The sequence below is a fragment of the Mycetohabitans rhizoxinica HKI 454 genome (assembly GCF_000198775.1).
In the GTDB taxonomy this organism is placed as follows: domain Bacteria; phylum Pseudomonadota; class Gammaproteobacteria; order Burkholderiales; family Burkholderiaceae; genus Mycetohabitans; species Mycetohabitans rhizoxinica.
Genome location: NC_014722.1, coordinates 2017453 through 2029722 on the forward strand (window position 1 = coordinate 2017453; position 12270 = coordinate 2029722).

The following is a 12270-nucleotide window of genomic DNA, read 5'->3' on the forward strand; positions in this document are numbered from 1 at the left end:
ATTCGTTGACGCGATAATCAGGGGCGTGAGGCGTTCAGGAAGAAGCTCTCCCGACATCTGAACCGACCCCGCAAAGTTGGACAGTTTCGGAAAGCTAGGGCTGTCTGGGCTGGGTCCTGTATTGCACAGGACCCAGCCCTTTTAGTTTGAGTTTGATGCGATCGTGGTTGTAGTCGTGGATGTAGCGTGCCAGACTGAACTGCAGTTCATCTAGGTTGCGCAAGCGCTCAAGATGGAAGAGCTCGGACTTGAGCGTGCCGCGTCAATCACGCCAGCGCCTTTTTGAGCATCGTGCTCACCATCTCGAACGCCGCACGGCGGCTGGTCTCGTCAGCGACGATCTCGCCGTTGTACAAGTCCAGCACCGGCGAAAGGTCAAGCTTGTGCCCGCCCACATTGAATTCGGTGACGTCGGTCGCCCACTTTTCGTTTGGACGCTGAGCATGGAACTGACGCTGCAAGACATGAGGCGCAACGCGACTAACGCTGCCCTGGTAGGAACGGTATTTCTTGACGCGCACTAGAGATTTTAGCCGCAGTTCATGCATCAGACGCTGAACGGTCTTGTGGTTGATGACTTGCCCAAGGTTGCGCAGCGCGAGCGTGATACGCCGATAGCCATAGCGGCCCTTGTGCTGCTCGAACAGTGTAAGGATCTTGGTCTTCAACTCAGCGTACTTGTCGGCGGTGCTCAGCGCCTTTTGCTGGTAATAAAACGTGCTGCGCACCAAGCCGGCGAGCTTTAGCAAGCCTTCCAGAGGGTACTGCTGCCTTAGCTCGAGCACGATTTGCGCTTTTTGCGTTGCGCTGCTTGTTGCTGCGCTTGAGCCAAAGCTTCGAGCTTTTTTAGATACGCGTTCTCCATGCGCAAGTAATTCAACTCATCGAGTAACTCCTAACGAGTGCGTGTGTCGCCATCGGGCGAAGGGGGCGCTGTGGTCGGCTGTTCGGGCATCTTCTTGGAGCATGCTGGCGGGCGTTGCGACAATGCATCTACGTCCCCCTCATCATACTGACGTTTCCTCAGGCCGATGACGGTACGGTTGCGAATATCGAACCGCGCAGCCGCTTTGCGATCTGATAGGCCTTCGCTACGGATTTGCTGCAGAACAAGCAGCTTGAGCTTTCGGCTATAGCGCTCGTACTTGCGCTTGACGCTGACGGCGCCATGCACCCGGTACCCCGTGTACCCACTTGCGTATCGTCGCTTCATCTACGCCATGCCGACGAGCCATGTCGCGCAGTCCTGCTTGGCCAGATTCATACTCCTCGATGATCGATAACTTGAACTGCTCCGTGTACTTCGCCATGAAGACACCCCAAAGGTTGGATTGGCGTCCAACTTTTGAGGTGCAGTTCACATCAAGTACTGGCTTTTTTCGCAAGAGTGAGGCAGGCTGAGGTGTTAAGCTGTTCAGCGCCGCGGCAACGCAAGCACCTCGTGCAACACATCGGAAATTTGCGCGTCAAACTGAAATCCGAAATGACTGGACATCAATTCCCAGGCTTGGCTCGGCGTGACGTTGTGCAACGTCGGGCCGTCGGTATTCGGGTGCACGGCCTAGCGAAGATCAAGCGCGACGTCGACGATCATGTCTTCCTGGCCGCCCACCATCTTGCGGCGGCCAAGTTCAACCAGAATGTCAACGGTCTTCAGGCCGTACTTCTGAGCGGCCACCTCAGCATGACGCAGAAAACTCGAATACACGCCGGCATAGCCAAGCGCAAGCGTTTCGCGATCGACGCGCACCGGACGGTCTTGCAACGGCCGCACCAGGTCATCGGCTGCGTCCATCAGCTGGTACAGGTCGCAACCGTGGTTCCAGCCCTGCTTGTCAGCAGCCGCAATGAATACCTCGAGCGGCGCATTGCCCGCCCCGGCACCCATTCCGGCTAGGCTCGCATCGATGCGGTCACATCCTTCTTCGAGCGCAACCAGCGAATTGGCCACGCCAAGACTCAGGTTATGGTGCGCGTGGATGCCGGTCTGCGTATCGGCACGCAACACCTCCTTCAGCGCGCGGAACCGGTCACGCACGTCGTTCATGCCGAGCGCGCCACCGGAGTCGACCACATAGATACAGCTCGCGCCATAGCTTTCCATCAGCAGCGCTTGCTCGGCCAGCTTCTGCGGCGTGGTCATGTGGCTCATCATCAGGAAACCGACCGGGTCCATGCCCAGTTCCCGGGCGTACTCCAGGTGTTGTCGCGAGACATCGGCCTCGGTACAGTGCGTCGCCACGCGCACGATACGTGCGCCGGCGTCGTACGCATTGCGCAGGTCGTGGATCGTGCCGATGCCAGGCAACAGCAGCGTGGCGATTTGGGCCCTCGTCACGCTTTGCGCGGCGGCCTCGATCCATTCAACGTCGCTGTGCGCGCCAAATCCATAGTTGAAGCTAGAGCCTTGCAGCCCGTCGCCATGCGCGACCTCAATGCTGTCCACGCCGGCACGGTCCAGCGCGGCCGCGATCGCGCGCACGTTCTCCACGCTGTACTGGTGCCGTATGGCGTGACTGCCGTCGCGCAACGTCACGTCGGAGATATACAGTTTCTTGCCGGTGTGGCTCATTGTGCGGTCTCCCGATGGCCGCGCGCCATGCCCGTGTCGAGGCGGCGGCGCGCGATCAAATCGCCGCATGCAAGCGCGGCCGATGTCATGATGTCTAGATTGCCGGCATACGACGGCAAATAGTGCGCCGCGCCTTCGACCTCCAGGAACACGGACGTCTTCAGACCATGCGCGAGTCCGATGCCGGGCACGTTCAGTGGACGCTGCGGCACAATCTCATCAAATTGGACCTTCTGTTTGAGCCGGTATCCCGGCACGTAGGCTTGTACGCTTTGCACCATTTGCTCGATGCTTTGCTCGACCCGCTGCGTATCGACGTGCTCGGACAGCACAAACACCGTATCGCGCATGATCAGCGGCGGCTCCGCCGGATTGAGGACAATGATTGCCTTGCCGCGCGTGGCACCGCCCAACGACTCGATCGCGCGGCGCGTGGTCTCGGTGAATTCGTCGATGTTCGCGCGCGTGCCGGGTCCCGCGGACTTGCTGGCGATCGACGCAACAATTTCCGCATAGTGAACCTTAGCTACGCGCGAGACCGCCGCCACGATCGGTATTGTCGCCTGGCCGCCGCACGTGACCATATTGATGTTCGACGCGGTCTCGGCCTGCAGGTTAATCGCCGGAATCACGAATGGCCCAATCGCGGCTGGCGTCAGGTCGATCACCTGCACGCCATGGGCCTGCAGGATCTCATTGTGCCGCGCATGCGCGGCGGCAGACGTCGCGTCGAACACGATGTCGACGTCGTCAAACACATCCAGCTCGAGCAATCCATCGATGCCCCGCGCAGTTGTCGCTACGCCGAGCCGCGCAGCCCGCGCCAACCCGTCGGACTGCGGATCGACGCCCACCATCGCACCCATCTGTAGGTGCTTGCCGTTGCGCATCACCTTGATCATCAGGTCGGTGCCGATATTGCCCGAGCCGATAATGGCGACCTTCACCTTTTGCGTCATGCTTGTGCCCCAATCGTACGGTTTCTTGCTAAGTGGCGCGCGCTGCGAAGCATGCGCCGCTTAGTCGGCCACGTGGAATCCGGCGCTGCCCAGCCGCTCGATGTCGATCGACACATACTGACCCGGCGCGATGTACTCGGCCGAAGTCGCGCCACCCGCCATCACGATCCAACCGGCTTGCAGCGGCTCGCCGGCCTGCGCGGACAAGCGCGCGGCCGCCACCAGCGAACGCAACGGGTGGCCGAGCAATGCCGCGCTCGAGCCGACTTGCTTGACCTGTCCGTCAATGTTCAGTGTCAAGCCCAGGTTCGAGAAGTCGATGTGCGGATCACACCACGCGCCAATCACAAAGCCACTGGACGAGGCGTTGTCAGCAATCACCTCGGGCAACGTGAACTTGAAGTTCTTGTAGCGCGAATCGATAACCTCGATCGCCGGCGCGATCGCCTCCACGGCGGCCAACGCCGCAGGGGCCGTCACATCTGCGGCCAGCGGCCGCTTGAGCAGAAATGCGATTTCCGGCTCCACGCGCGGATGCACGAAGCGCCTGAACGACACCGATGCGCCTTCCTCGAGCTGCATGGCGCAGGTCAGCCTGCCCCAGATCACGTCGGACAATCCCATCTGAAGCATCTTCGCGCGACTCGTAAAACCCATCTTCACGCCCACCCTGCGCTCGCCGCGCTCGAGCCGCCGCGCAATTGACGCGGCCTGAATCGCGTAGGCGTCCTCCAACGACAGACGAGCGTCGAGATCGAACTGCTCGACCTCGTGCGCGTCGCGCGCCGCCGTATCGAGCAGTGTGGCGTATTCAGTAATGAAGCTCATCGATGGGCCTCGTTCGAATCACGTTCAAAAACTGCCCGCACGGAACCAACATTATTGATGCGAGCTTGGACAACGTCGCCGGGCACGATCGGGACCATCGGCCCGAGCGCACCGGACAACACTAGGTCGCCGGCCTTGAGCGGCGTGCCCAAGGCCGCCATCGTGCGGGCGAGCCACACGAGTGCGTTGACGGGGCTGCCCAGGCATGCGGCGCCTGCGCCGACCGACACCGGCTCGCCGCGGCGCTCCATCACCATGCCGCACAACCGCATATCGAACGCGGCAACGCTTACCGGCGTATTGCCTAGCACAAAAGCCCCCGACGACGCGTTGTCGGCAATCGTATCGGTGATTCGGATATTCCAATTCGCGATGCGGCTGCCGACGATCTCAATCGCCGGCAACGCATAGTAGATGGCGCGCAGCACGTCCACATGACTGGGACGAACCGCCTCAATATCCTTACCGATGATGAACGCGATTTCGGCCTCGGCCTTCGGTTGCGCGAGCACCGACGTGGGAATCGGCTCGCCGTCGCCAAAAGCCATGTCATCGAACAGCATGCCGAAGTCGGGCTGGTCCACGCCGAGTTGCTGCTGCACCGCGACCGACGTGAGGCCGATCTTGCAGCCGATCACGCGCTGCCCGCGCGCGATACGCCACTCAGTGTTCTCACGTTGGATTGCGTAGGCCGAATCGATCGACAACGACGGCCAGGTGTCACGAAGTGGTGCAATGTACTCGCCGCTGCTGGCCGCCATGCGCAGCGCCGCGGCCGCCTGCTGGATCTGTTGGGGCGTCATGTCAGGCCCTCCGCTCCGGCTGCGCAGCCGCTTCGTCCTTCGTGTGCGCACCGATCGCCCAGTGCACGGCCGGCACTTGGGTTGCATACACACGAATGCTCTGCAGCGGTGCGCCAAGCGTCTCGTGCACCGTGACGGCGACCGCCTTGACGCAAGCCTTGACCGCTGCTTCACTGCGGCCCTCGACCAGCGAGATATGTACGATTGGCATCGAACTTCCCTTGAAATACTGAGCCCACCAGGCGCGGACGCGCCAACACGGTAACGATCTTGCCAACCGCCGGACATACCGTCCAATACTGTTTTTTTACGTTACGATACCAAAACGGTATGACATAACGGGATGCGAACGATGGATCTGAAGCAAATGCGGTACTTCCTCGCAGTCGCACAGGAACGCAATTTCGGACGCGCCGCCCAGCGTCTGCATATTGCGCAGCCACCATTGACGCGACATATCCATGCCCTGGAGGCGCAGCTGGGCGTCACGCTGTTCGTGCGCAGTGCGCGCGGCGCGGAGTTGACTGAGGCGGGACGCACGCTGCTCGCCGAAGTGCCCAACATCCTGGCGCTAGCCCAAAGAGCTACCGAGCAGACGCAACTCGCCGGCCAGGGGCTGATCGGACGACTGGACGTGGGCATCTTCAGCTCCGGCGTCCTGCAGGTGATTCCGCAGTTGCTCGCCACCTTTCATACCGAACGGCCACGGATTAAGATAGGACTGCACAATCTGACCAAGGCCCAGCAGCTCGATGCGCTGCGCGAGCGCCGGATCACGATCGGCTTCAACCGGCTGGTGCCACACGATGACGACATTGCCGTCGAGAAAGTACTCGAGGAGCCGTACCTCGTCGCGCTGTACGATGGTCATCCGCTATGCAGGAAGGAGCGAATACGACTGCGCGACCTGGACGGCGAGCCGATGATCCTATACCCGAACGCGCCCGTGCATGGGCTCGCCCAAGAAATCGCGGCCGCCTTTAAGCAAGCACGTGTGACGTTGCGGGTGGAACAGGAGGTGGAGGATGTGGTGACCTGCATCGCGCTGGTGGCCAGCCGGTTCGGCGTCTGCATCACCACGGCTTCTGCCGCCAACCTGCGCTTGCCGGGCGTCACCTACCGGCCGTTGCAGTCGCGACGCATGCGCCACATCGAACTCAGTTGCCTGTATCGGCGCGACGACGATACGCCGATTCTGCATGCATTCCTGGACGTGATCCGGCGACGCCGCCATGCCGGCAAGCACTAGGGGTCGTTAACACACAATCAATGTGTTTCCATTTTGATTCTCAACGGGAATCAGGATGGTGCGCAGACTGATGAGTGACACGCAATGGGCGAAGATCGACTATCTGTTCGCTTTCGACTATTTTATGGTGCAGCATCGCTTCGCGTTGCATGTATCTGACCTCTTACCGAGCTTGCTAATGGACTTTGATCTAAACGCCGCTTTAAACAACCAGCAAACCTATCTGTGCGCGTTGGCAGCCTGCCCGGCACCCGCCGACTCGACGCCGCCGCCATTGACGCCGTCAAGCGGTGCCCTGGCTGGCAGGTCGGCCACCGGGCCCACCACCTATCAGGACCTACCGCCCGAAGTGATTCAGCGGATCGGTGACTACGTGCCCATTCAAGACATAGGACATTTCTCGGCAATCGATCGCCATACGTATCGTTCAATGTATGACCGGCGGCTTGTCTGGCACTATTGGCAACGTGCTAATCAAGCCACGAGCTTGGCGTCAGTCAACCAGCTGCTCGATGAGATGGAGCGCACGCTCCACCAGCCAACGCAGCAGGTCGGGCCCATTGAGTCGCTGCGCCGGCGTCTGCGCACATTGCCGCAGGCCGAGCGCGTCGACGCGTTTAAGCGAGTGTTCTCGGCCGCGAACCGCCTTCCAGAATACGGCGTGCGGATACAAAAGGTAATGCTGCTCACGTTACGTCATCTTTTCGATAACCGTGCATTGTCTGGGCACGAGTTTCAGGAGTTGTTCGACTTTGTTCACGCAATGGCAGCGCAGCGCGGGCCCGAACAAGAAAATTTCTGGCCAGAACTGGCATACGCATTAGCGACTAGCTGGACTTGCCCATTCGACGCGTTTCTTGGGTATTATCAGGCGCTTTTCTCTCGGTTGCCATCGTTAAGCATACCTGAGCAAGCGGCCTTGATTCCGGTATTGTGCAAAGCATTATTTTATTTTAAACCTAGAGAATGGCGCGTGAACATTCCTGAACTGCATGCGGCTTTACGCGAACGGGCCCGGCAGCTGCCACCGTCTCATCAAGGCACATCAGTCGGCGCGTTGGCGAGTAAAATTTGGAGATTGCCGCCAGCGGAGCAATTCACGATCTACGCAGAGCTGCGCGATTGGGCCTTATCGCTGCCCGACGATCAGTGGGGAGCCGCCCTATCGCTGCCAGACGAGGAGTGGGGATCTCCGCAGTGTTTCCTAAAAGGACTCTATAGGTTGCCGCCCGAACTACGTGCGCAGGAGTTCGCGCTAATTGAGCCCCAGCTGGCGCGCGTACCCGCGGCACAGCGTGAGCAGGTGGCGCTTGGATTGCTTTTCGATATCCATCTCCATAATTTGGATAATGCGCTGGCGCAGCGGGTGTGGCAGCAGGCGTTAAGTCTGCTCAATGGCGTGGATGCGGCAACGTTCTCGCGCTTTCTTTGCAAGCTTCGGGAGAACGCTCCAATAGCTCCGCACTTTCACCAATGGCCATTGGTTAAGGCTGAGATTATCCGCTTTATACAAACCAATCAATTCTCTGAGGCGGCGCGGACACAAATCAGGAACAGTATGCCATGGCTCAAAAGTGAGTTGCCTTAACAGCAGCTTCGGCACGCACAACTTGGCCGGCTGCAACGTCAGGCTGACGCTAGGCCAGCCATCATTGACATTGCCGCAATACTGTGATTCCATTGTCCACATGAACCGCGCACCGATCCGTCTATCGCTACGACTACTAGCCTGCTTGTTCGGGCTAGGTCTGTTGGCGCGCGTTTCATGGCAGCTTCATTAACGAAGCCTCCCTGAATCCCCTGATTTGACTACCTGGCCCCGGTAACCGACCGGCGGTCTTGTTCGTCCATGCCTTCCGGTCGCCATGCCGGCCCGATGTTTTTCGACCCTTGGCGAGACGAACCATGCTGAAAGACCCTTCAATTAAATACCGTCCTTTTACGCCGATCAAGCTGCCGGATCGTGTCTGGCCCACGCGCACGATCACCCGCGCGCCAATCTGGATGAGCACCGATTTGCGCGACGGCAACCAGGCGCTGTTCGATCCGATGGACGCCAAGCGTAAGATGCGTCTGTTCAAGACGCTGGTCGCCATTGGTTTTAAAGAGATCGAAGTCGCATTCCCCTCCGCCTCCGAAACGGATTTCAACTTCGTGCGTGAGCTGATCGAAGGCGGCCACATCCCCGATGATGTGACAATCGAAGTGCTCACACAGGCGCGCGAAGACTTGATCGAGCGTACGTTCGCGTCGCTGTACGGGGTCCCGCGTGCGATCGTCCACCTGTACAACGCCACGGCGCCGGCATTTCGCCGCATCGTATTCGGCACTGACCGCCATGGCGTACGACAACTGACGGAGCGGGCCGCCCGCTTGATCAAGCAACTCGCGGACGCGGCGCCTCAAACGCAGTTCACGCTGCAATACAGTCCGGAGACTTTTACCGCGACCGAGTTGGACTTCGCCAAGGAAGTCTGCGATGCGGTGTTCGACATCTGGCAGCCAAGCCCCGAGCACAAAGCCATCGTCAACCTGCCCGCCACCGTCGAGATTGGGACACCGAATTTCTACGCGGACCAGATCGAATGGATGCATCGTCACCTGGCGCGGCGGGACTCGCTGATCCTGTCCGTGCATCCGCATAACGACCGCGGCACGGCCGTCGCCGCAGCAGAACTCGCGGTCATGGCCGGCGCGGACCGGATTGAAGGATGCCTGTTCGGCAACGGCGAGCGCACGGGTAACGTCGATCTCGTGACACTCGCGCTGAACCTGTATACGCAGGGCGTCGATCCGGGCCTGGACTTTTCGCAGATCAACGAGATCGCGCGCACCGCCGAAGCCTGTACCCAACTGCCTGTGCATCCACGCCACCCATACGCTGGTGACCTGGTGTTCACCGCGTTCTCGGGCTCCCACCAGGATGCAATCAAGAAAGGCTTCGCCGCGCAGCAGGCCAATACCGTCTGGGAAGTCCCTTACCTGCCCGTCGATCCGGGCGACCTGGGCCGCACCTATGACTCGATCATCCGCGTCAACAGTCAATCCGGTAAGGGCGGTATCGCCTACCTGCTCGAACAGGGCTATGGCATCGCGCTGCCACGGCGATTGCAAGTCGATTTCAGTGCCGCGGTACAGCGGCACACCGACGACAGCGGCCAGGAGGTCAGCGCCGCACAAATCTGGACGCTGTTCCAGCAGGAATATGCGCGCAACGATGCGCCGCTGCGCTACATCGGCCATGAATTGTCCAAGCACGAGGGCGGCGAATTCATCGCCGTCACGGTCCAGATTCATGACCTCCAACAGATTCTGACGGGCACGGGCAACGGTCCGCTCGATGCACTGATGCACGCGCTGCGCACGCCGCTGCACATCCAGCATTATGAGGAACGCGCGTTAACGCAGGGCGCTGACGCGCAGGCCATCGCGATCGCCGAACTGGCCGGCCCCGGCGTATGCGGCAGCGCGTTTGGCGTCGGCATCGATGCGAACCTGACGACTGCGTCGATCCGCGCAGTCGTGAATGGCGTGAATCGAGCGTATGCGCGCTGTGACGCCACAGGGCAACGCACGTTCTTCGATGCCGCACAGCGGGCATCGGCCAACGCCGGCATCAGCCGGGCTGCGTAACACCCCGGCTCAACGCATGGACGAGCGCCCAGCAACGCGATACACCGAGTTGCGCTCCGAGTATCGCCTTCGCATTAAGTGCCGCTTTCGCGCTGCGTATTGCGACAGGTGCAGTCTCGTTGCGGCACCCGTCGCGCAGCGCGCGGCACGCATCGTGTCCAACGCGGCGCAATGCCGCAATGAACAGAAACAATCGTCACGGAACGGTAGCCCGATACCCGTGGTCCAACCTCCATCATTTGGCATCGCCGCCCGGCGGCATTCCCTTGCCGGCAGCCAGCATTGCAAAAACCTTGCAGACACCCAGCGCATGAACGCCGATACCGTCAATACGCCGTCACCGCGCAAGCCATTGTTGCGCCGACTGTTGAGCCACCATGAGATAGCCACGCTGTTGCTGTTGCTACACGCGCCAGCCGGCGCGCTCGCTGCCAAGCCGGATGTCGCCACGCTGGCGGAGGCCGGCCTAGTGCGCATCGTCGATTCGTCGGAGAGCGGATCGCACGTCGAGCTCACTGCCGAAGGCAATGCGGTACTGCGCACGTTGACTGCATCGCGCTGACCGCGCCATCAGCGTCCTGGACATCACGGGGACGTCGCAGCGGATCTGGCCACGCGCCGCCGCGATGCCAACCCGCCGCCGCCGAGTTGGCACACGAGCAGCCTGACCAGCCTCAATGCGTAGCCGCCGAGTTTTATCATAAGGGTTCGGATGTCATGCAGGTGGTCGATCAGCAACGCCAGCAACTGATCGATTTCATTGCGCGCGTGCTTGCGCAGCAAACCGACAAGCGCAACGCGACACGCATGGCGCGCCATTGCATGCTGCTGCTCGACGGGGCGATCGTCGCGACGCAGACGAGGGGCGGACCGGCGCCACAATGGAAGCGTGGGACATTGCCCGGCAATGGTTGTCGGCAACCGACGCGTCGCGCAAGCTCGCCTGAGCGGGCGCACAACGTGGGCGCGGCGACGCGGGCCTGTCGGTGGCGACGCTCAGCCGTTCAGGCCACGCTCCAGGTCGCGCTTTAGGTCATCGACTCCTTCAAGACCGACCGACATCCGAATCAAACCTTCGGTGATACCGGCAGCCGCTCGGGCTTGCGGCGTAATCCGCGCATGCGTGGTGGTCGCTGGATGGGTCAGCGTGGTGCGCGTATCGCCAAGGTTACCCGTGATCGAGCAGATCCTCGTGCCGTCGATCACGCGCCATGCATTGGCGCGCAGCTGCTCGGGTGAATCACCCTTAAGCTCAAACGATACGATCGCGCCGCCGGCACGCTGCTGACGCCGTGCAAGCACGTGCTGCGGATGCGACTGGAGCCCCGGATAGAAGACCCGGTTCACCGCGGGATGCGCCTCGAGCCAACGCGCTAGCTCGAGTGCGTTGGCGCACTGCCGCTCGAGTCGCACGTGCAGCGTCTCCATGCCCTTAAGCAGCACCCATGCGTTGAACGCAGATAGCGTCGGGCCGGCACTGCGCACAAACGGGAACACCTTTTCCATCAACAGCTGGCGCGGCCCGACCAGCGCGCCGCCGAGCACACGACCTTGGCCGTCCAGGTACTTGGTGGCCGAGTGCATCACCACATCTGCCCCGAGCTTCAGCGGCTGCTGCAACGCCGGGCTGCAGAAGCAGTTGTCAACGACGAACAACGCCCCTGCCTGCTTCGCGATCCGGCTCACCGCTTCGATGTCCGACACTTCGGTGAGCGGATTAGACGGCGTCTCCACGAAAAACATCCGCGTGGCGGGCGTCACCGCGTCGCGCCAGGCCTGCAGGTCGGACGGGTCGACGAACGTCGTCGTGATGCCCAGCCGCGGCAGCATCTGGGCGAACATACCGAGCGTCGAGCCGAATAGGCTCCGGGAACTGACAATGTGTTCTCCGGCCTGCAGCACCGACAATACGATTGACAGGATAGCGCTCATGCCGGAAGCGGTCGCGATGCAAGCCTCGCCGCCTTCGAGCGCCGCCAGACGGTCCTGAAACATCGATACCGTCGGATTTGTGAAGCGCGAATAAGTGAAGCTGTTTTCGGAGTCGGCAAAGCGCTCGGCGGCCTGCGCCGCGCTGTCGAAACAAAAGCTCGAAGTCAGCAGCAACGCTTCAGAGTGCTCGTTGAACGGCGTGCGCCGCGTACCGGCACGCACCGCCAGCGTATCGCTGGACAATCCTTGCAGATCCCCGTCGTGCGGATGGAGAAAATCGTTCATGGATAACGT

Annotated in this window: 12 protein-coding genes and 1 pseudogene; 5 read left to right on the forward strand and 8 right to left on the reverse strand. The window is 61.0% G+C overall.

Annotated features, from left to right (window positions below):
- Positions 1 to 94 precede the first annotated feature (94 nt).
- The 7 genes and pseudogenes from RBRH_RS18950 to RBRH_RS08700 form a co-directional block, all read right to left on the reverse strand.
- Positions 95 to 1310, reverse strand: a pseudogene (locus RBRH_RS18950) (IS3 family transposase).
- A 104-nt stretch (positions 1311 to 1414) separates the two neighbouring features.
- A complete protein-coding gene (locus RBRH_RS18955) occupies positions 1415 to 1558 on the reverse strand; it encodes a hypothetical protein (protein ID WP_013435812.1) in 144 nt (47 codons plus the stop codon).
- Between the two features lie 3 nt (positions 1559 to 1561).
- Positions 1562 to 2572, reverse strand: a complete 1011-nt coding sequence (gene dmpG, locus RBRH_RS08680; protein ID WP_041753701.1) for a 4-hydroxy-2-oxovalerate aldolase — start codon at positions 2570 to 2572, stop codon at positions 1562 to 1564.
- Positions 2569 to 3531 (reverse strand): acetaldehyde dehydrogenase (acetylating), encoded by a 963-nt coding sequence (locus RBRH_RS08685; RefSeq protein ID WP_013435814.1) that lies wholly within the window; start codon positions 3529 to 3531, stop codon positions 2569 to 2571. Before RBRH_RS08685 ends, dmpG begins: the two co-directional genes overlap by 4 nt.
- A gap of 60 nt (positions 3532 to 3591) precedes the next feature.
- The gene (locus tag RBRH_RS08690; RefSeq protein WP_013435815.1) at positions 3592 to 4359 is read right to left on the reverse strand and encodes a 2-keto-4-pentenoate hydratase; all 768 of its coding nucleotides are present in this window, start codon (positions 4357 to 4359) and stop codon (positions 3592 to 3594) included.
- Positions 4356 to 5162, reverse strand: coding sequence for a 2-keto-4-pentenoate hydratase (locus tag RBRH_RS08695; RefSeq protein WP_041753702.1), 807 nt, complete (start codon positions 5160 to 5162; stop codon positions 4356 to 4358). Before RBRH_RS08695 ends, RBRH_RS08690 begins: the two co-directional genes overlap by 4 nt.
- Before the next feature lies 1 nt (position 5163).
- Positions 5164 to 5373 carry a tautomerase family protein gene (locus RBRH_RS08700; protein WP_041753703.1) on the reverse strand — a complete coding sequence of 70 codons (210 nt, stop codon included), beginning with the start codon at positions 5371 to 5373 and terminating at the stop codon, positions 5164 to 5166.
- A gap of 141 nt (positions 5374 to 5514) precedes the next feature.
- Between RBRH_RS08700 and RBRH_RS08705 the strand changes: the two genes are divergently transcribed.
- The 5 genes from RBRH_RS08705 (at position 5515) to RBRH_RS08725 (ending at position 11076) form a co-directional block, all read left to right on the forward strand.
- Positions 5515 to 6411, forward strand: a complete 897-nt coding sequence (locus RBRH_RS08705) for a LysR family transcriptional regulator (RefSeq protein ID WP_013435818.1) — start codon at positions 5515 to 5517, stop codon at positions 6409 to 6411.
- 70 nt (positions 6412 to 6481) lie between these two features.
- On the forward strand, positions 6482 to 7999 hold the full coding sequence (locus RBRH_RS08710) for a hypothetical protein (RefSeq protein ID WP_232509286.1): 1518 nt from the start codon (positions 6482 to 6484) through the stop codon (positions 7997 to 7999).
- Between the two features lie 317 nt (positions 8000 to 8316).
- Complete coding sequence (leuA, locus tag RBRH_RS08715; protein WP_041753704.1) at positions 8317 to 10044, forward strand: 2-isopropylmalate synthase; 1728 nt, start codon at positions 8317 to 8319, stop codon at positions 10042 to 10044.
- 310 nt (positions 10045 to 10354) lie between these two features.
- Positions 10355 to 10606 (forward strand): hypothetical protein, encoded by a 252-nt coding sequence (locus RBRH_RS08720; RefSeq protein ID WP_041754378.1) that lies wholly within the window; start codon positions 10355 to 10357, stop codon positions 10604 to 10606.
- A 155-nt stretch (positions 10607 to 10761) separates the two neighbouring features.
- On the forward strand, positions 10762 to 11076 hold the full coding sequence (locus RBRH_RS08725) for a hypothetical protein (protein WP_157864411.1): 315 nt from the start codon (positions 10762 to 10764) through the stop codon (positions 11074 to 11076).
- Here the strand turns inward: RBRH_RS08725 and RBRH_RS08730 are convergent.
- Positions 11041 to 12261: an O-succinylhomoserine sulfhydrylase gene (locus RBRH_RS08730; RefSeq protein ID WP_049786409.1), complete on the reverse strand. Its 1221-nt coding sequence runs from the start codon at positions 12259 to 12261 to the stop codon at positions 11041 to 11043. The genes RBRH_RS08725 and RBRH_RS08730 overlap by 36 nt on opposite strands.
- Positions 12262 to 12270: the final 9 nt, after the last annotated feature.